Genomic DNA, 20,179 nt, shown 5'->3' on the forward strand with positions numbered 1-20,179 from the left:
TCTATTGTTCCACGTGGAACAGCTTTATTTTTTCTTCTTCTTTAGCGCGCATTTCGGCAGTAGCTGTTTCCGATTTATCCGAATAGCCCATTAAGTGTAAAACACCATGAACCATTACACGCTTTAATTCATTTTCAAAAGAGACTTTAAATTCTTCTGCATTTTCTTTTACACGATCTATAGAAATGTATAAGTCGCCAGATACATTTTTACCTGACACATAGTCGAAGGTAATAATGTCTGTTAAATAATCGTGTTGTAAATAATCTTGATTGATTTTAAGTAGGTATTCATCATCGCAGAAAATGTAGTTTAATTCTTGAACCTTAAAACCTTCGGTTTTACAAGAATTTATTATCCATGAATCAAAATGTGTTTCTTTTACTAGCTTAAAATCGGTTAGGTAGTTGTAATTAATCATTTGCTTTGAAGTACTCTTTAACCTTTGTTTGAAAATTTTGCCGCAAAGGTAAGCTTTGCCTATTTAAAATTTCAACTTCATTATGATAATTCTCTAATAATGAGGGTTTAGTAGTAATAGGATTTGTGAAGTCTTTTGTATTTCTGTTACTTTCTCGCTCAGATTTCTGTCCCTGCTTTAATGCAGCGTTTTCTAATTTCAATAATTCGTACTGTATAGTGTTGGCTTTGTTGATTGTACGCTGTGTAATTCCATTTTCGAGTAAATCGTTTTCGAAATCCTCCATCTGCTTAATCAGCTTTTGACCCAATTTTTGGTCGCCGCTGTTAATCATGTTTTCTAATTGTTTCTCTAGCTCTTGACGAATTTTTTGTTGGCTTTGATAAATTTCGTAAATCTCTTTGAGTTCTGCTTCGCTCATTTGACCATTACCCTGTCCGCCATTTCCATTGGAATTACCTTTTCCGCTTCCATTTTCTCCTCCTTTGCCATTATTACCATTTTTACCATTCTTGCCGTTTTCTCCTTCACTTCCGTTTTCTCCAGATTTACCATTGGATCCTTGTTTTCCTTTTTCACCCTGTTCTCCATTTTCGCCTTGTTCACCTTTACTACCTTGTTGACCTTTTCCGCTTTCTACTTCTTTTCCTTTGCTACCAGATTTTCCTTGTTGCCCCATTTTTTCACCCAACTCTTGTTGTCCTTTTATGATATCTGGTAATTGAAATCCACCTTCGCTTTGACCAGATCCTTTTCCCATTTGCATGCTTTCTTGCATATTATCCATAACATTGGCTAAGAAATCCGCTAAACTATTGGCTGCCGTAAGAACATATTTTTGATGCGAAATTCCTTGAAAAATTTGTCCGTCTGCCATAGTCTCCAATGATTTATCAATATTGTAATAGACTTCGGTTATTTGTTCATTTACAAATTCTGATAGTTCTGCTTGGCGTAATGATAGTGCAAAAAGACTATCATCGACATGCTCAAACAAACCTCGTAGTTCATTTTGATCTCGTACTGTTTCAGAATATTGGGTTTCATCCTGGTCTTCTTTAGATGATAGTTTATTAAATAAGGCTTCTTGTTTAAATGAAAATATGATAAGATTATCTAAAATTTGACGTAGCATTTCCGCATCTTCGGCAACAGAAGAACCCCCATCTCCACCGGAAGAAGAATCACTTAATTGCTCACTCATTTCTTTCATTTTCTGCGCAGCAGATTTTTGCTTTTTCGAGGCATTATTTTGTTCGTTTTTTCGATTTTGTTGGTCTGAATTTTTGTCTTTTTCAAGTTGTTCAAGAGCTTCTTGTTGGTCTTGTTTTATGCCTTCTTCTTTATTATTATCTAAATTTAAATCGATTGGTTTTTTTAGTTTGTCATTGTCATTTTTGAGTTCTTTTAATTCCTTAGATAATTCATTGAATTCTTTGTTTAACTGTTCTTGGTTTTTAGCATTATTTTCTTCTTTACCCTTTTCTGAAAGTTCATTTTGTTTTTTAGATAATTCTTCCAAATCCCTTGCCAGTTGCGATGCTTTTTCAGTTACATAATACCTTTTGGTTAGTTCTAAAAGTTGTTCTAAACTACGCTCACTGTTCTGTTGTTTTTTACCTAAATCCTCAAGTTTTTTAGTGAGTTCTTCCTTTTTGATCTTATCTGCTACTTTGTTAAGTTCTTCAAGGAGTTTCTGATTTTTTTTGGCTTGCTCTTCTTGTCGTTCTAAACGTTCTTGTAACAATTGGTTTAATTTATCGTCTTTATCTCCCTTGTCTAAATTTTCTTTTAATTCTTTACTGAATTTTTGCATCAACTGCTCTTGTTGCTCCTGCTTTTTTAAGTAGTCTTTAATCTGATTTTGATCATTAAAATTTAAACTACTTTTCTCTTTTTGATTTTGATTGATTTCTTCTAAAGTTTCTTTCTGTTGTTTTGCACGTTGAAGAGATTTGTCCAAATCTTGAATTAACGATTGCTGAGATTCAAGATCTTTGTTTTTTAGTTGGTTATCATCAAGTAATACCTGTTGGAATATTTGGCTTTTAATTGTTTTACCATTGTGTACGGCATCATTGTCTGTTACTTGAAAATAAAAACCATAATTTTTACCAGCTTCAATTTCTATACCTGATGGAAAAGTGTAATAAAATTGCTCGTAGTTACTTTTAGATGTACTTAGGTTGATAATCTTTTCATTGTCTTCTCTTCCAACTTCAAAATAAACGAGATCAATTTTTGTTAGACCGTAATCATCGCTTACGTTACCTGTATAATATGATACATTTGGATTTAAAGAATCTAAGACTTGATTTACTTTTATAGTTGGGTAAGCATCTTTTATAACTTTGAAATTATAAGATAATCGCTCGTAGTTAGCTACATTTTTATTGGTTGTGGTTAGTTCGTAACTATAATCATTATATATGCTTTGTGTCAAAGAAAATATGTTTTCTTTATTATTAAAAGAAAGAACGGTATCTTTTAATGACAGATTAATCTTATCGGTATTTTCACCATTAATTTTCCATGAAACCTTGGTACCTTCAGGTATTACGGCATTGCCGGTGCTTCTAATAGTTTCATTACGTTTATTCAAATATGTTGGATAAGATAAGTCCATCGTAAAATCGACTATAGATGGAGTTTCTAATGCAATTAAAGTATAAGGTTTAGAATTAACTTCATTTGCTTTAAAATTAAAAGTGGTAGTTGTTATCGGTGGTGCAAATATGTATTCATACAATCCATTTTGCTGTTGTAATAAAATAGATTTTCCGTTAATGTTGATAAAAACATTTTCGGGTTTAATTTCACCTTTAGTCGAAACTTGTATTGTATAAGCCTCATCTTGTAGAGTGCTTAGATTATCTGATAAAAGTTGAAATTGAAACGGTGCAGGTTTTTCATAGGCCATTTTATAATTTATCACCCGTTCATAAGAACCAAAAAATGTATTCCAATTTCCAGAAATGTATAGTGCGCCAATAATAAGAATGGGTATTATAGCATATTTCAAATATTTAAATGAATCTTTAAAATTAATAGCACTCGAAAATGGAATAGTATCCATTTGTTTAGAACGTTGGGCAATACTTGCTAGTAGAAGTTCAGATTGTTGAGGATTTTCTGCTAAATCCAGCAAATTAATAAGCTTATCTCCTACTTCTGGAAAATGGGTGCCAATCATTGCTGCAGCATCCTTAGGGCCTAGTCCTTTTTTGATTTTGAAAAGGTAAAAGATGGGTGTTACTATGTATGTAAAGAGTAGATATAGTTCTACCACTACAAAAATGCCGAATAATACCATTCGGCCTATTGTTGATAACCAAAGAAAATACTCTATACCTAGAATAAATAGAAAAAACAATAATCCTAAGGCGAAAAAGAGAAGAATACCTTTTATCAGAACCTGTGAATAGTGTTTTTGAATAAATTGATTTAAACGATCTAAAATGTGATTATAGTCTTGCAATTGCCCTTTTTTATACCAAGATAACGGATATAAATATTGTTTGTTGGGAAATATTTGTTAAATCAAATCACTGGTCTGCTGTTTAATACACCAATAACAGTTGGTTTTTAAAGAAAATCCTATTTCAAAATCCTATTTCAAAAACGCTTGGTTATGTATCTTTGTGGCTCAATTAGAAATTATGTCAGAGAAAGTTCGTGTTCGTTTTGCCCCTAGTCCAACAGGACCATTACATATTGGTGGTGTTCGTACTGCCCTATTTAACTATTTATTTGCCAAAAAACATGGCGGTGATTTTATTCTAAGAATAGAAGATACCGATCAGAATAGATACGTTGAAGGCGCTGAACAATATATAATTGATGCATTGAACTGGTGCGGAATTCCTTTTGATGAAGGCATTGGCAAAGATGGTGGTTTTGGTCCATATAGACAGAGCGAACGCAAATCTATGTATAGGAAATATGCCGATGATTTAATTGCTAGCGGTAAGGCGTATTACGCTTTTGATACAGCAGAAAGTCTAGATGCTCATAGAAAAGAACATGAAGAAAAAGGTAAAACTTTTATATATAACTGGCATAACAGGTTAAAGTTGGATAATTCTCTTTCGTTAATGCCAGAAGAAGTTAAAGAAAGGTTGGCCAATGGTGATGACTATGTTATTCGTTTTTTAACACCGCCAGATGAAATATTACATTTAGATGATTTAATACGTGGTTCCATAAAAATTGACACTAACGTTTTAGATGATAAGGTGCTTTTTAAAAGCGATGGTATGCCAACCTATCATTTAGCGAATATTGTTGATGACCATTTAATGGAGATTTCACATGTTATACGTGGAGAAGAATGGCTACCCTCTTTAGCACTGCATAAGCAGTTGTATGATGCATTGGGTTGGACCGCTCCTCAATTTGCTCATTTACCATTGATTATGAAACCTGTTGGTAAAGGGAAATTAAGCAAGCGTGATGGTGAAAAAATGGGCTTTCCGGTTTTTCCTCTTTCATGGAATGAATCTGAAGGCTATAAGGAAGCTGGTTATTTTCCTGAGGCGGTAATCAATTTCTTGGCTTTATTAGGATGGAATCCTGGAACGGAACAAGAATTGTTTTCTTTAGAAGAATTGGTAAAAGCATTTAGTTTAGAGCGTGTTAATAAATCTGGAGCACGTTTTGATCCAGAAAAGACCAAGTGGTATAACCAGCATTATCTTCAAGAAACCGCTGATAATGAGTTGGCTAAGTTATTCTTACCAACAGTAAAGGAGCATATTTCTGATAGTGAAAAACTAGATTTAGAGTATGTTACCAAAGTAGTTACGCTAATAAAAGAGCGCGCAATTTTTGTTTCAGATTTCTGGAATTTATCAGATTACTTTTTTGTAGTTCCTACTGAGTATAATGCAAAAGCAGCTAAAAAGCAGTGGAAAGATGATACAGCAGGTATCATGAAAGATTTAGTTTCTGTACTCGAACCTATTGAAGATTTTTCATCGGAAAATAGCGAAACTGTAGTAAAAGCTTGGATTGGCGAAAAAGAATTATCGTTCGGTAAAGTAATGCCACCTTTACGCCTATTCTTGGTGGGTGATATGAAAGGACCACATATTTTTGATATCATGGCGATGATCGGTAAAGAAGAAAGTATTTCTAGAATTGAAACAGCCCTAGATAAATTAGGATAAAATAAAATTTTCGGGAGAATGAAGTACACTTTACTTTCCCGAAAATTCACTTAAAACTTCCATTGCTTGTTCGGTGTCTTTTGTTGCTACAAAAATATGGTCGTGATAATAGGCCGCAACAACATTGCAACTGATATTATATTTGGTCAATGCGGTAGAAACTGCCGCCGTTAAACCAACAGCATTTAGTGCAGAATGTACAGTAAGTGTAATCCAAGAAGCAACAAAGTCATATTTAAAATTTAATTCATCGGCTTTAGCTTGTTCTAAAATTATGGTTATACCTTCTTTTTCTTTGAACTCAAATAAAATGATGTCTCTAGAAATGTGCCGAATATCATTTACCGATATAAAAACATAGTTCCCTTTGTTCAAACTAGGTTTTAAACTCTTTAAAAGTATATTCAAATCGGTTTCTCCTTCCATTTTAGCGTGTTTGCTGAATTTTCAAAAAAATTTCGACCCTTCGGGTCAATTTACCAAAGAATACTCCTTAAAATACTTCTTTTGATGATTAAAAAAGAGCAGCGGCGAAATTTATTCGTTGAGCCACCTGTCATTTGCCCAAGATTTCATTTCTGCGGCCGATAAAAATGTCCAAGCAATTATTCTGCTTAGTTTATTTCCCTGTCCCATTGGTGTCGTTTTATGTTCAACAACTCCTACTTTTTCTAATCTATCATAAAATGCACGTAGGTTAGATTGCTTTGATACTAAAGTTGAAAACCAAGCACAATTTTTAGAATATTGGGCACTTTCGTTGATCATATTCAGTACAAAGCGCTTTTCTCCACCATCTGTCCAAAGTTCTCCTCCTTGCCCGGCAAAATTCAAATCGGGTTTTTTAACCCTTTTCTTTTTTAAGTTGCTCAGTTTTCTCAAAGTTCCCGCTTCTGCTTCTGCTTGATTCGCGTGAAAGGGCGGATTGCAAATGGTAAAATCTATTTTTTCTTTGGAATTTATTATCCCAGAAAAAATATGATCTGGTTTGGTTTGAACTCTAAATCCAACCTTTCCGGAAAGATTTGAATTGTTAGATACATTTTTTTCTGCAGCTTCAATAGCCTTTGGATCAATGTCCGAACCTATAAATGACCAGCCATAAGAACTATTGCCAATAATGGGATAAACACAATTTGCTCCTACTCCAACATCCAAACATGTAATATGTTCCCCTTTCACCAAAAGACCGTTATTGCTTTCTGCTAAAACGTCTGCTATATGGTGAATATAATCCGCTCTACCTGGTATGGGCGGACACAAAAAACCATCTGGTATATCCCAATTTTTAATATTGTAGTGTGCCATAAGTAGGGCTTTGTTTAGCGCCTTTACAGCAACAGGATTAAAAAAGTCAATAGATAGGTTGCCATATTTATTCTTGGCAACGAACGGGTTTAACTCAGGGTTTATCTGTTTGAGGGCTTTAAGATCGTAACGACCGGTATGTTTGTTCCTTACGTGTAAACTTGGTTTTTCTAAAGCTGCTTTTTTCTTGTTATCGGGCATATGATTTTGAACTTGTTGAAGAGTCCAAAGCTAAGCCTAATTTTTAAGTGCTCGTATTATTTCTTCGCATACGCTTTGGTCCATACCATAACCAAAATCCGGTAATGGTAAAAAGTAACAGGGCAAGCCCCATAATGGTAGTGTAAAAAACCTTTATTTGATTATCGCTAGTTCCTAAATAATCATCTAGAACAGAGCCGTCATGAATATGTTCAATTAAGTCAGAATATCTCCGTTCGGTATGTAAAACTTTTCCCGTGGCACCATCGATTTGTAAACCCCATATGTGATCTGCATATACGAATTTTACAATGCCTTTTTCTTTTCTTATATCAATTCGATCAATTTCTGTAGACAAATCTGGCGATACATTTTCAAGTAAATAGGCATTTGCAATAGTGTGTAAACTATCTACCGGTAACCATTCTTTCAAATTTGTAGATGTTCCTTTGTAAGTCTTTGATAGAATTACCCCTCCACTGTGCTTTTTCCACCCTAAGAGAAGTCCGGTTATTGAAATAAAAAAGAAAAAGATAAACAACGCGGCGCCAGTTGCCCTATGCACTTTTCTAAAAATACGCAACCATTTTGCTTGTCGTTGTCTTTTGGTGATTTTAGGCATTCTTTTGGTTTGGTTAACGCGCAATATAACTAGATTAACTAGGCAGATTTATCAATGATTTGTTAAATTAAAATTCATGATATGCTCCCTTTTTAATGATATCAATTACTGTTACAAAAGTGAATATGTAAAAATTGATTTAGTTAGGTATGGTATTGACTGGGTTAAAATAAATGGATTTTGTGTGTTGAATGGATACGTCGCTAGTTTGTTTTACTAAAATATTAATTATGGGTTATCTAATATTACATTATCCTTTTATGTGTTTATCTTTATGATATTCTAAATTTTGCGTACTTTTTTAGTTCAGTTTATCAATCGAATTGGATAAAGGCGAAACGTTTTATAATCACACAATAGATATTTTCTATTATAATCTGATTTTTGATAAATTAAATATTGATAGTTTTACACTTGTAAGAATTAGAAACAACATAAAATAGACATAATCATGAGTAGTACTAACGGAAAAGGTGAAGCTTGGGATGTAAATGAATCCTCAGCAGCGAATTGTCCATTTTTAAATGGTGAAATGCATCAAGCAGCAGGTGGTGGAACCACTAATAAAGACTGGTGGCCAAATATGTTAAACCTTAATATTCTTAGGTTACATTCAGAAATGGCAGATCCAATGGATGCTGACTTTAATTATGCCGAAGAGTTTAAGTCGTTAGATTTAGCAGCTATTAAAAAAGATTTAACCGATGTAATGACCGATAGTCAAGATTGGTGGCCGGCGGATTATGGTCATTATGGTCCATTTTTCATTCGTATGGCATGGCACAGTGCTGGTACGTACCGTATATCAGACGGTAGAGGTGGTGCAAGTGCAGGTAACCAACGTTTTGCTCCATTGAACAGCTGGCCTGACAACGCCAACTTGGATAAGGCCCGTTTATTATTATGGCCAATAAAACAGAAATACGGTAAAAAGATTTCTTGGGCAGATTTATTGATTTTGGCAGGTAACGTTGCTCATGAAAGTATGGGATTACCAATGTACGGTTTTGCCGGTGGACGCGAAGATATTTGGCAACCTGAGGATGATGTTTATTGGGGGTCAGAAACTGAATGGTTAGGCAACAAAGAAAGATATGATGAGGATGGTAATGAATTGGAAAATCCGTTAGGTGCCGCTCACATGGGTCTTATTTATGTAAACCCAGAAGGTCACAATGCGAATCCTGATCCTTTAGAAGCTGCACATTATATTAGACAGACTTTTAAAAGAATGGCTATGGACGACTACGAAACCGTTGCATTGATCGCCGGTGGTCATACATTTGGTAAAACACACGGTGCCGCTAATCCAGATGAGTATGTAGGTGCAGAACCAGCAGCTGCAGATATCACGGAACAAGGTTTAGGTTGGAAAAGCAACTATGGTTCTGGTTCTGGCGCAGATACCATTACTAGTGGTTTAGAAGGTGCATGGTCACAAACACCAACAAAGTGGAGCCATTATTTCTTTGAAAACTTATTTGGTTTCGAGTGGGAATTAACTAAGAGTCCTGCTGGTGCATGGCAATATAAGCCAGTTGGTGAAGCAGGAGCAGGTGAAATGCCAGATGCACACATTGAAGGAAAAACGCACCAACCTTTTATGTTGGTTACCGATATGTCTTTAAGAGTAGACCCTGAGTTCGAAAAGATTTCTAGAAACTTTTTGGAAAATCCAGATGAATTTAAAGATGCTTATGCTCGTGCATGGTATAAATTAACTCACCGCGATATGGGCCCTAAAGATCGCTATTTAGGTCCAGAAGTACCACAGGAGCAATTGTTATGGCAAGATCCAGTACCATCTGTTGATTTTGAATTGATCAATGATGCTGATATTGCCGAATTAAAGAAAACTATTTTGTCTTCAGGACTTTCTACTTCAGAATTGGTTTCAACTGCCTGGGCTTCTGCATCAACATTTAGAGGTTCAGATAAAAGAGGAGGTGCCAATGGAGGTCGTGTTCGCTTGACCCCTCAAAAAGATTGGGCAGTAAATAACCCTACTCAGTTGGCAAAAGTAACAGCAACCTTAGAAAGAATTCAAAAGGAATTTAATGAAGCTCAATCTGGCAATAAAAAGGTTTCTTTTGCAGATTTGGTAGTATTAGGAGGTACTGCTGCTGTTGAGAATGCAGCTAAATTGGCAGGCTTTGATACAAATGTTGAATTCAATGCCGGGCGTACAGATGCAACTCAAGAAATGACCGATGTTGAATCATTTGAGGCATTAGAGCCAATAGCGGACGGATTTAGAAATTATACAAAGCAAAAATTATCTGTACAGGCGGAAGAGCTTTTAGTTGATAGAGCTAATCTATTAACGCTGACAGCTCCAGAAATGACGGTTCTTATTGGCGGACTTCGTGTGTTAGGTGCAAATTATGATGGATCCAATAACGGTGTGTTTACCGATACCCCAGGTGTGCTTACCAATGATTTCTTTATTAATCTTTTAGATATGGGCACAACATGGAAAGCTGCTTCTAACGATGATACTGTATTTGAAGGAAGTGATCGCAAGACGGGAAATGTAAAATGGACAGGTACTAGAGCAGATTTAATTTTTGGTTCAAATTCTGAATTACGTGCTTTAGCTGAAGTTTATGGTACAGAAGATTCAAAACAAAAATTTGTAAAAGATTTTGCAAAGACTTGGACTAAGGTTATGAATTTAGATCGTTATGATTTAAAATAAGATAATTAATTATTTATTGAAAATGGCAGTATGTTAAGTACTGCCTTTTTTTATGCCCATTTTTAAATGATAGATGCACCAAAAGTGAGTAGATTACTATCTGGGTCTAAAAGAGAAAATTCTTTTTGCCCCCATGGTTTTGTTTCAAGTTTTCCATTTGGATGTATTGCTACTTTATTTTTTAGTAACGATTGGTATAATTTTTCGATTTGATTTACTCTTATATACACCTGTCCATAGTTTTCTCTCGGATTCAAATCTTTAAATAAAAAGAAATGAAGTTGTAGTTCATTCTTTTCTAACATCAAATAGTCAGGATAGTCGGTTACGCCCCACTCTTTAAAACCTAAGGAGTCTATATAATAGCTTTTGGTGACCTCCTTATCTCTCATAGGTAGTTTAGGGTGTATGGCTTGCAGCATTTATATGGCTTTGAATGAAATTAAAAGGTATTGATAAAAATCTAAAAATTATGCTAATACTGCTGATTTTCTCTCTTTTAATGAAATGATTATAAATTATAGGGTGTTTCTGTAACAAATGTATAATTAAAGCTACTGATATGATGAAGGCATTTAGTATCTTCAATTATTAACTTAAAAATAAATTATTATGGGCTCATTCATTTGGATTCCAATTTTGTTTCTGGTCATTGTTACCATTCTTTCGGGTGTGTTTATTGTTAAACAGCAAACCGCAGTTTTGATAGAAACTTTTGGAAAATTTACTAGTGTAAGACAATCGGGTATTCAATTTAAAATTCCGTTTGTACAACGTATTGCGGCTAGAATAGGATTAAAAATTCAGCAATTAGATGTAATTATCGAAACTAAAACGCTCGATGATGTTTTTGTTAAGTTAAAAGTATCGGTACAATATGTTGTAATTAGAGAAAAGGTATATGATGCGTATTATAAATTGGAGTATCCGCATGAGCAAATAACTTCTTACGTATTTGATGTTGTACGTGCTGAGGTACCTAAAATGAAGTTGGATGATGTCTTTGTTAAAAAAGATGATATTGCCATTGCGGTAAAATCGGAATTGCAAGAGGCAATGCTTGACTATGGCTTTGATATTATAAAGACATTGGTAACAGATATTGATCCAGACCCACAGGTAAAGGAGGCAATGAACAGAATTAATGCTTCTGAACGCCAAAAAACTGCTGCGCAGTTTGAAGGTGATGCAGCCCGTATTTTAATAGTCGAAAAGGCAAAGGCGGAAGCGGAAAGCAAAAGACTGCAAGGTCAAGGTATTGCTGATCAAAGAAGGGAAATAGCTCGCGGTTTAGAGGAATCTGTTGAGGTACTTAATAAAGTTGGTATCAATTCTCAAGAAGCTTCTGCTTTAATTGTAGTAACGCAACATTATGATACCCTTCAAAGTATCGGGGAAGAAACTAACACCAATTTAATACTGCTACCAAATTCTCCACAGGCAGGCAGTGATATGTTGAATAACATGGTAGCTAGCTTTACGGCTAGTAATATGATTGGGGAGAGTATGAAAAAAACAAATAAACCCAAACCAAAAGAATAATTGGTAACTCATAATATGAAAAAACCCAAAACAATTTGTTTTCGGGTTTTTTCATTAAACAAATTTTAGTTGTTTGATTGCGTTACTATAATTGATAGAATAAGAGATCAAACATTTTGAAAACTTAAAATAATAAGGTTGTAACCACTTTTACTAGGTAAACAATACCAATAGGTCTAAAACAAAAGAAACGCCGTTAGACTGTATGTCTAAAAGCGTTTTTATATCAATTTTACTGATTTTTGAAAATATTAGCTATAAGGAATACTTATGTTACTTTTTCTCTTGGATTTTTGCCCAAGAATCACGTAAACCAACAGTTCTATTAAATACTAATTTATCGGAGGTAGTATCAGGATCTACACAGAAATATCCTAATCGCTGAAATTGCACTCGGTCTCCAACCTGTGCTTCTTTAAGATGAGGTTCTACATACCCGGTAATAACTTCTAAAGAATCAGGATTAATAAATTCCATGAAATCTTTGTCTTTGTGTGTATCCGGACTTTCATCTGTAAATAAACGATCGTATAAACGTACTTCTGCTTCAACGGCATGTTTTATAGAGACCCAATGTAATGTTCCTTTAACTTTACGTAGGCTTTCTTCTGTACCACTTCCACTTTTACTTTTCGGATCGTAAGTACATTGTACTTCTATAATGTTCCCTTCGGCATCTTTTGTGCAAGATTCTGCTTTTATGATATAGGCATTCTTTAAACGAACCTCTTTACCAAGCTTCAATCTAAAGAACTTCTTATTGGCCTCTTCTCTAAAATCTTCCTTCTCAATATATAACTCCTTTGAAAAAGGAACTTTTCTAGAACCTGCACTTTCATCTTCAGGGTTATTTTCCGCATCTAACCACTCCTCTTCGCCTTCTGGATAATTAGTTATGACAACTTTTAGCGGATCTAAAACGCCCATTACCCTTGGAGCAACTTTGTTTAAATGATTTCGTATTTGAAATTCCAATAAAGAGACATCTATTAAGTTGTCTCTTTTTGCTATACCTATAGTATCTGTAAAATTCCGGATAGATTCTGGTGTATATCCTCTTCTTCTCAAACCAGAAATGGTTGGCATTCTTGGGTCGTCCCAACCATTTACAACACCTTTTTCCACTAACTGAGCTAGTTTTCTTTTGCTTACAACGGTATGGCTTAAATTACGACGAGCAAACTCCCGCTGTTTAGGTCTTACTTTAGATTCATCGTAAACTTGATCTAAAAACCAGTTATATAACTCCCGGTGCATGGCAAACTCTAGCGTACAGAATGAATGTGAAACTTGTTCAATATAATCACTTTCTCCATGGGTCCAATCATACATCGGGTAAATACACCAATCGGTACTTGTTCTGTGGTGTGCCTTATGTAGAACACGGTACATTATAGGATCGCGCATCAGCATATTCGAAGATGCCATATCAATTTTAGCTCTTAGTACATGAGAACCCTCTGCAAATTCTCCGTTTTTCATCTTTTCAAAAAGATCTAAATTCTCTTCAACGGATCTATTTCTGTTCGGACTATCGGTACCAGGTTCGGTGGGTGTTCCTTTTTGAGCGGCCATATCTTCAGAAGATTGATCGTCAACATAGGCTTTTCCTTTTTTGATCAATTCAATGGCCCAGTCGTACAACTGCTGAAAATAATCAGAAGCATACCGTTCGGTATCCCACTTGAATCCTAGCCATTCCACATCTTTTTTAATGGCGTCTACAAACTCTTGTTCTTCTTTCGCCGGGTTGGTATCGTCAAACCTCAGGTTTACAGGGGCGTTATATCTAAGACCTAAACCAAAGTTTAAGCAAATAGAACTTGCGTGCCCAATATGTAGGTAACCATTTGGTTCTGGTGGGAAACGAAATCGTAATTCGTCTTTGGCATAACCATTTACCAAGTCCTCTTCAACAATTTGTTCAATAAAATTCAAAGACTTTGTTGTCTCGCTCATGTTATAATATTTCAAGCTACAAAAGTAGCAAAATTGCCTTAATTGGCAGGTTTAAAAAAGGTACACCTTACATAAAATGAGTTTCACAACAGAAATCTTCCTTCCGACAACATTAAATTTTACTTCGTCGTATTAAATAACATATTTGTCTATGAAATGACGGATTAGTGAAATAATTTATTAACCGACTTTTCAACCGTAGTGGCCCCCATAACTACAAATACTTATGAAAACCTTGAACAAAATTACCGTTTTTACCGCATTATGCCTGTTATTCAGTGCCTTTCAACTATCGGCACAGGCAATAGTTATTAATGCCCCAGAACCTGCAGACAATCCAAACCTGTCAGGAAGTACGCCGTGGACTGCCGTATGTGCAGGAAACTCCGGATTCAATGAATACTTCGTAAACATTACCTGGATAGGTACTGCCAACGCAGGAAACGAGTTTATACTCGAACTATCTGATGCCAGTGGTAGCTTTGCCAACGCACAAACGTTGCAGACGATTACCGACAAGAATGATGTGAAGGATTTTGATACGAGTTTTGCCATACCCACCGATACACGTGGTGAAGGCTACAAAATGAGAGTTCGTAGTACAGACCCTGAAAAAGTAGGTAGCGAATCTCCTGCCTATAACATGTATTATATGGATGTAACTTCTAACCTCAACATTAGTGAATTGGGTGATGGAGTACCACCTGGAACCGTCTGTAGTACAGGTCCTATAACCTTGCAAGTTGATAATATAGCCAACCCAGAAACCTACCAGTATATTTGGTTTCGTAGTGGTACCGAATTAACCGGTGAAACTGGGCATACTTTAAATGTTACCCAGTCTGGAATGTACAATGCTTATATTGATTACGGACCAAGATGTACCGGTTCTGGTAATACAGATTCAAATATTGTAGATGTTACTATTGGTGGTTCGGGTACAGGTATTGCTGTAACAGCCCCAAGTAAAACCGCACTATGTAGTACAGATACCGAAACCTTAAGTATTGATCAAACAGATGCTTCATGGAGCTATCAATGGTTTAAAGATGATGTTGCTATTTTAGGTGCAACGGCTACAAGCTATACCGTTGATGCATCAAGTGCAGGATTTGAAGGTGATTATGCCATTGAAATCTCTGGAACGGGTATTTGTAATGAAAGGTCAACAGCTATTACAATTACTAATGCAGATGTGTACGAGGTAATAGTAGAGAATGAAATCAATATGGTGCTATTGCCAACGCAAACTCAAACTATATCGGTTAGCACCACTGCAAATACTCCAAGTTATAAGTGGTTTAGAAACGGCGTAGAAATAAGTGGCGAGACTAGTAGTTCACTAAGCATTTCACAAGACGGAGAGTATCACGCAGAAGTTACACAAACTGGAGGTACCTGTTCAGTATCATCTAAAAACTCTGATGTAACTACCGTTGTATCTCCTGCTTCTTTTGAAATGACAATCGATTATACCGATGCGTATACTTCTTGTGAATCTACCAGTACCATTTTGGGGGTAGAACAGATCAACGCTGTTGCTGCCGATGGAACAAAAACAGATGTTACCAGTGCTTTAATTGATGGGTTTAGTTACCAATGGAGTAAAGACGGTACCGCTGTTAGTGGGGCAACTGGTAATACAATTAGCTTGGCATCGAACTCAGAAAATGGAGACTATGACCTAAATGCTTCTGTAGATAGTTTTATTGTCGATTCCAATATGTTGACCGTGCAGTTATTGACCAGTGAAACCATTGCTATTACCAGTTCTGGAACCGTGTTCTGTAGTGGAGGTGAAACAATAACCTTAAGTACAACAAGCGATTTAAGTGCCTCATCTTACGAGTGGCAATTGGACGGAGCAATGGTCAGCACCACAGATACCGAATTAACCGTTTCTACACCTGGTACGTATACGTTGGCGGTAGACCGAGATGGTTGTTCCTTAATATCAAATGAAATAGTTGTTACCCCTCTTGATGAAGACCTAATTACCCTTGATCTTGGAGATGAAATTGTAATGCCAGAAGGTACTAGTAAGTTGGTTACGGCTAGCGGAGGTACTGCATATAGATGGTTAGATACCAATGCTGTTGAAATCAGTAATGCTGATAGTATTACGTTTACCGAGGCCGGTAGCTATACTTTAATTGCTTCAATTGACAATTGCGAAATAGTTAAACAAGTAGAAGTATCATATTTAGATACGTTTAAAGTACCAAACGTAATTACGGTTAATGGAGATGGTATCAATGATCAATGGGTCATACCAAATTCATACTCCAACAAGGCCGATGTTAATGTCATTATTTATAATGAACAAGGTCAGGAAATTGTTAACGAATTCGATTATAAAAATAATTGGCCGCAGTCAACTACGGCTTTCACCAAACAGAATATGGTATTCTATTATAAAATTAGAAATGCCAGTGAAGTACTTAAACAAGGTACTATCACAGTAATACGTTAAGCTCACCATGCTAAAGAAAAGTGTTTTATATCTATTGTTATTTGTGTTTGCTATCATGAAAGTTAGTGGGCAAGAGGAGAGTCCGTTTGTATCATACGACGTTCCTGCCCAGAACCTATTGAAGTACAACCGATTTTTGATTAACCCAACGTTTTCAACGGTTAGGGAAGATAAATCTTATATTAACTTGTTACACCGAAACCAATCGGTACAATTTGATGATAACAATCAAAACTATTTCTTAAGCTATAGTGGTCGTATCAGTGATAGAACGGGGCTTGGTCTAAGTCTATATTCACAAAGAGAAGGTACACTTAGTAACTTTGGCGTACTTGCAAATTACGCTTATGGTATTAAACTGAACGATAAGAGCAATTTTACTTTCGGTGCCAATGTATCTTACTATCAAAGCGGATTTGATAACGGTAGAGCTTCAACGGTAGAAGAAGATCCTTTCTTGGCCGGTTTACAAGATCAAAGCCTATTGTCTTTTCAACCTGGTTTCAACCTTTCATATGGCAAGTTCGATGTGGGTATGTTCGCAGAAAACCTTTTTGATTATAACTTAAAGAACAGTGAATCCGTTACCGATTTTAAAGACAAAACATACTCGGCACATTTACAATATACCCATCAGTTTGAAAATCAAAATGGCATTTTTGAACAAGCCAGGTTAATGCCTTTGGCAAGGGTTAGAAAAGTCGGTGAAGAAGATGTTACCCTTGGCGGTAGTTTAATTCTTGATCTTCCTAAATTAGGATGGATCCAAGGTGGGTACGACAGTTTTTATGGTGCTGCGGCAGGTGTTGGTTTTAACCTTAATGAAAGAATATCATTAGGCTATACCATTGAAAAAGGATTGTCCAATAATTTTGACAATTTTGGCCTTACTCATGAAATTTCTGTTGCTTATTCATTTACACCTAACCTTACCGAAGACAGGGTAATGTTAGAAGATGATTTTGAGGATGATTTGGTACAGAATGATGAAGAACCAGAGAATATTGCTACCAATGAAGAAATTGAAGAACTAAAGATGAAATTGGCAGAGAACGATGCCATCATTGAAGAACTAATGTTCCGTCAAGATTCTTTGGAAGCTATTCGCCAATCTGATTTAGAAAGACGTTTTGCCATGGTAATGCGTATGGTGCGTAATGAGACGAACGGAGAGAGACCAGATTTGGAACAAAGAGCTAAAGCGCTTTTCTTAGATGAAGAAAGCAATACTCAGGTTGCTTCTAACTACAATCCAAGTAATTCTGGCGCCGCTGATAATCAAAACCAAGCGGTTAATGAAAGTCAACAAGATAGAGTCGTTGTTGCGGCTAATCAACAAAACAATCCTGTAGTTGAAAGACAAACCGTTGCCGAATCTAATACTGCCGATAATTCAACTGCAAATCGTAATTATCAGACTCAAGTTCAACCAAAAGATGCGGTTGTGGCCAATAGAAGAACGACAAATACTGCACCCGCAGCTACTACCGAAGTTGCTCAAGATGCTGTTAAAAGTAGAAGATTCAAGAATTTGCCAGATGTAACCGATGGATATTATGTTGTTGCTAATGTATACAAGGGTGGGCAGTATATGAATAATTTTATTGATGACCTTAATGAAAAGGGAATCCAAGCCGATTACATCGATAATCCTAATACGGGATTAAAATATGTGTATCTACAACGATTTGAAACCTTTGAAGATGCGGTTGCCGCTCATGATTCTAAATTCAATGGAGCATATGACGGTGCCATGTGGATAATGAACGTTGATAATAAGTATTCTAATGAGGCGTACGCCAGCAATGTAAACAAACTAAAAGAGAAATCTTCAAAGTATGATTCTAATGTGCTTACATCTAACGAAGTGGTTAGAGACAATGTTGAATCCAGAGATGTTGATTCAAGATCTTACGTAATAGAAGGTGCCGGTTCTGGTTATTATCTTATTGCGAACGTATTTGCAAACCCTAACAATGCTAAAAAGTTTGTAGCCCTATTAAATTCATTTGGGTTAAGTGCCAGTTACTTTATCAACCCAAAGAACAATTACAGATATGTGTATCTTAAAAAGCACGACTCATGGACAAATGCGCTTATATCCTATTATTCGAAGCTAAATGACGCTTATGATGATAAGATGTGGATTATGCGGGTCAACCAAGAACAAATGGCTTAGAACAGCTATATAAGAGTTAAACGTATAAAAAGAGACCTTGTCAAAGTTGACAAGGTCTCTTTTGTTTATTACAGCTCAGTATTCAAATAATTCTACTGTGAAGACTTCGAAATAAACCAATAGTTATATTTTAACAGTTGAACTGGTGAAGTATTAGAGAATAGAACCACATTGTTATAAAATATACAATATGTTTTTTCATCTATACGAATTTTTGTTCACAACCTTATAATTACAATTTCTATTTACTTCGTATGCTATTCTATGTTCAGCTAGTAGTTGAGCGATTATTTCTCTTGTTTCAATTTCGTTCAATTGAATTTTTTCACCAAGATCAATCTCGTTGATATGACCTTGGTTTTGTATTAGTGCGTTATAATATCTCTCTTTATTTTTCATGTGTTTCATTTTTTAACTGCTATCATAATATGTGGACTTAGGGAAAGTATATTGCTGTCATTTTGTGTAATTCTAATTAGTTCATGTAGGTTTCTTCTCTTTTTTTCATGCAGCATATTGGCAAAAAAGTCTTTGTCCAACCAAACCATTCCTTCTATCGCGTAGGTATTTAAGTAAGTTAATCCTTGAGATAAAAACTCACTTTTTAATTGATCTGGTTTATGATAATAAGCTTCTGCCAATAACCAAGGAAAATCATCTGGTGGGTTATGTATTCCAGAGGTGAGTTCTGCTTTGCACATTTCAAAAAATGAATTTTTATGAATAAGACCATTTAATAACCCTACTAAAGTTGAAGCCGTATAGTTTATAGCAAAACCTAAGATGATTCCGTTCGGCTTTAAGACACGTTTTGCTTCTCTGATACTAACTTCCCTATCCTCTTTTTTTTGAAGATGATAGAGAGGACCATGCAGAATTATAAGATCTGTAGAGTTGTCTGGAAAACTGAGGTCTCTAGATTCCCCTAAATGTATTTTAAACTTGTTCCTTATTTTTTTTGCTCTTTGTTCCGCCAGATGTAAATGCTTTTCAACTGGCTCTATTAAATGGACTTTATGACCTTTTTTGGCAAGCCATTCTGAATACTTTCCAGTTCCTCCCCCAACATCTAAAATTTGTAAGGACGGAGCTGTTATATAGGATTGAATGAGTTGTTTGATTCTTTCAAATTCAAACACCCCCATTCCCTTTTCGAGTCTGGTTTCTTCTGAAGCTTTATGGTAAAATGCTTCTATATTTCTGTTTATTAATTGCTTGTACATATACTATTACTTGTCTAAAAACAATGGGTTGTAAATGATATAGAGAACAATGCAACGCAAAGCTCAATAGTATTTTAACCTATTGTGAATTGATTAAGATTGTTGTGAATAATTGGATATAGCTAGCTAAGCATTAAATTGTTTTAATGCAATGTTTACTCGCTTAAAGAGTAATGTCTTTTGAGAAGACCTAGCCTATATGTAGTAATTGGTATAACAGATTTTAAAAATAGTAATTTTAATTCATGCACAATGGTTTGGCATTTTAATATTTAGATTCAACAAAATATATGTGCATTTATAAATTAGTGCAGACCCTAAACTACGTTATTCTTCAAGCTCTTTTTAGCACTTTTTTCATTAAAACCGACCTGTGTAATTAAAA

Annotated in this window: 14 protein-coding genes; 5 read left to right on the top strand and 9 right to left on the bottom strand. The window is 35.4% G+C overall.

The annotated features are described in order from the left end of the window. Window position 1: 1 nt before the first annotated feature. Together ybeY and DCS95_RS14940 are read right to left on the bottom strand one after the other, a co-directional pair. Window positions 2-421, bottom strand: coding sequence for an rRNA maturation RNase YbeY (ybeY, locus tag DCS95_RS14935; RefSeq protein WP_116771574.1), 420 nt, complete (start codon window positions 419-421; stop codon window positions 2-4). Continuing rightward, window positions 414-3,734, bottom strand: a complete 3,321-nt coding sequence (locus DCS95_RS14940; protein ID WP_244178465.1) for a DUF4175 family protein — start codon at window positions 3,732-3,734, stop codon at window positions 414-416. The genes ybeY and DCS95_RS14940 overlap by 8 nt, the downstream gene beginning before the upstream one ends. Window positions 3,735-4,080: 346 nt before the next feature. Here DCS95_RS14940 and gltX point away from each other — a divergent pair, with 346 nt between their 5' ends. Then, window positions 4,081-5,589, top strand: coding sequence for a glutamate--tRNA ligase (gene gltX / locus DCS95_RS14945; RefSeq protein ID WP_116771576.1), 1,509 nt, complete (start codon window positions 4,081-4,083; stop codon window positions 5,587-5,589). 30 nt (window positions 5,590-5,619) lie between these two features. Here gltX and DCS95_RS14950 read toward each other — a convergent pair whose 3' ends face one another. The 3 genes from DCS95_RS14950 to DCS95_RS14960 form a co-directional block, all read right to left on the bottom strand. Further along, window positions 5,620-6,015 carry an ACT domain-containing protein gene (locus DCS95_RS14950; protein WP_116771577.1) on the bottom strand — a complete coding sequence of 132 codons (396 nt, stop codon included), beginning with the start codon at window positions 6,013-6,015 and terminating at the stop codon, window positions 5,620-5,622. Window positions 6,016-6,126: 111 nt separating this feature from the next. Next, complete coding sequence (gene rlmF / locus DCS95_RS14955) at window positions 6,127-7,098, bottom strand: 23S rRNA (adenine(1618)-N(6))-methyltransferase RlmF (protein ID WP_116771578.1); 972 nt, start codon at window positions 7,096-7,098, stop codon at window positions 6,127-6,129. 43 nt (window positions 7,099-7,141) lie between these two features. Next, window positions 7,142-7,720 (bottom strand): PepSY domain-containing protein, encoded by a 579-nt coding sequence (locus tag DCS95_RS14960; protein WP_116771579.1) that lies wholly within the window; start codon window positions 7,718-7,720, stop codon window positions 7,142-7,144. A 451-nt stretch (window positions 7,721-8,171) separates the two neighbouring features. Here DCS95_RS14960 and katG point away from each other — a divergent pair, with 451 nt between their 5' ends. After that, complete coding sequence (katG, locus tag DCS95_RS14965) at window positions 8,172-10,418, top strand: catalase/peroxidase HPI (protein ID WP_116771580.1); 2,247 nt, start codon at window positions 8,172-8,174, stop codon at window positions 10,416-10,418. 62 nt (window positions 10,419-10,480) lie between these two features. Here katG and DCS95_RS14970 read toward each other — a convergent pair whose 3' ends face one another. Next, window positions 10,481-10,840 carry a bleomycin resistance protein gene (locus tag DCS95_RS14970; protein WP_116771581.1) on the bottom strand — a complete coding sequence of 120 codons (360 nt, stop codon included), beginning with the start codon at window positions 10,838-10,840 and terminating at the stop codon, window positions 10,481-10,483. A 190-nt stretch (window positions 10,841-11,030) separates the two neighbouring features. Between DCS95_RS14970 and DCS95_RS14975 the strand changes: the two genes are divergently transcribed. Then, window positions 11,031-11,960: an SPFH domain-containing protein gene (locus DCS95_RS14975; protein ID WP_058104579.1), complete on the top strand. Its 930-nt coding sequence runs from the start codon at window positions 11,031-11,033 to the stop codon at window positions 11,958-11,960. 273 nt (window positions 11,961-12,233) lie between these two features. Here DCS95_RS14975 and DCS95_RS14980 read toward each other — a convergent pair whose 3' ends face one another. Continuing rightward, a complete protein-coding gene (locus tag DCS95_RS14980) occupies window positions 12,234-13,919 on the bottom strand; it encodes a glutamine--tRNA ligase/YqeY domain fusion protein (protein WP_116771582.1) in 1,686 nt (561 codons plus the stop codon). A gap of 226 nt (window positions 13,920-14,145) precedes the next feature. Here DCS95_RS14980 and DCS95_RS14985 point away from each other — a divergent pair, with 226 nt between their 5' ends. Beyond that, window positions 14,146-16,392: a T9SS type B sorting domain-containing protein gene (locus DCS95_RS14985; protein ID WP_116771583.1), complete on the top strand. Its 2,247-nt coding sequence runs from the start codon at window positions 14,146-14,148 to the stop codon at window positions 16,390-16,392. 7 nt (window positions 16,393-16,399) lie between these two features. Then, window positions 16,400-18,571, top strand: coding sequence for a PorP/SprF family type IX secretion system membrane protein (locus DCS95_RS14990; RefSeq protein WP_116771584.1), 2,172 nt, complete (start codon window positions 16,400-16,402; stop codon window positions 18,569-18,571). A 198-nt stretch (window positions 18,572-18,769) separates the two neighbouring features. Here DCS95_RS14990 and DCS95_RS14995 read toward each other — a convergent pair whose 3' ends face one another. Together DCS95_RS14995 and DCS95_RS15000 are read right to left on the bottom strand one after the other, a co-directional pair. Beyond that, window positions 18,770-18,970, bottom strand: coding sequence for a hypothetical protein (locus DCS95_RS14995; protein ID WP_116771735.1), 201 nt, complete (start codon window positions 18,968-18,970; stop codon window positions 18,770-18,772). Window positions 18,971-18,975: 5 nt separating this feature from the next. Next, entirely contained in the window at window positions 18,976-19,794 is an 819-nt protein-coding gene (locus DCS95_RS15000) for a class I SAM-dependent methyltransferase (RefSeq protein ID WP_116771585.1), read from the bottom strand. Window positions 19,795-20,179: the final 385 nt, after the last annotated feature.

Source organism: Maribacter litoralis, from assembly GCF_003075045.1.
Lineage (GTDB): Bacteria > Bacteroidota > Bacteroidia > Flavobacteriales > Flavobacteriaceae > Maribacter > Maribacter litoralis.

What these genes read in the sequence shown, in the direction of transcription:
- katG (WP_116771580.1), top strand. Translation starts at nt 8,172, where the DNA reads ATGAGTAGTACTAACGGAAAAGGTGAAGCTTGGGATGTAAATGAATCC.
- DCS95_RS14990 (WP_116771584.1), top strand. Translation starts at nt 16,400, where the DNA reads ATGCTAAAGAAAAGTGTTTTATATCTATTGTTATTTGTGTTTGCTATC.
- ybeY (WP_116771574.1), bottom strand. Translation starts at nt 421, where the DNA reads ATGATTAATTACAACTACCTAACCGATTTTAAGCTAGTAAAAGAAACA.
- DCS95_RS15000 (WP_116771585.1), bottom strand. Translation starts at nt 19,794, where the DNA reads ATGTACAAGCAATTAATAAACAGAAATATAGAAGCATTTTACCATAAA.
- DCS95_RS14960 (WP_116771579.1), bottom strand. Translation starts at nt 7,720, where the DNA reads ATGCCTAAAATCACCAAAAGACAACGACAAGCAAAATGGTTGCGTATT.
- DCS95_RS14985 (WP_116771583.1), top strand. Translation starts at nt 14,146, where the DNA reads ATGAAAACCTTGAACAAAATTACCGTTTTTACCGCATTATGCCTGTTA.
- rlmF (WP_116771578.1), bottom strand. Translation starts at nt 7,098, where the DNA reads ATGCCCGATAACAAGAAAAAAGCAGCTTTAGAAAAACCAAGTTTACAC.
- DCS95_RS14980 (WP_116771582.1), bottom strand. Translation starts at nt 13,919, where the DNA reads ATGAGCGAGACAACAAAGTCTTTGAATTTTATTGAACAAATTGTTGAA.
- DCS95_RS14940 (WP_244178465.1), bottom strand. Translation starts at nt 3,734, where the DNA reads ATGGTATTATTCGGCATTTTTGTAGTGGTAGAACTATATCTACTCTTT.
- DCS95_RS14995 (WP_116771735.1), bottom strand. Translation starts at nt 18,970, where the DNA reads ATGAAAAATAAAGAGAGATATTATAACGCACTAATACAAAACCAAGGT.
- DCS95_RS14975 (WP_058104579.1), top strand. Translation starts at nt 11,031, where the DNA reads ATGGGCTCATTCATTTGGATTCCAATTTTGTTTCTGGTCATTGTTACC.
- DCS95_RS14950 (WP_116771577.1), bottom strand. Translation starts at nt 6,015, where the DNA reads ATGGAAGGAGAAACCGATTTGAATATACTTTTAAAGAGTTTAAAACCT.
- DCS95_RS14970 (WP_116771581.1), bottom strand. Translation starts at nt 10,840, where the DNA reads ATGCTGCAAGCCATACACCCTAAACTACCTATGAGAGATAAGGAGGTC.
- gltX (WP_116771576.1), top strand. Translation starts at nt 4,081, where the DNA reads ATGTCAGAGAAAGTTCGTGTTCGTTTTGCCCCTAGTCCAACAGGACCA.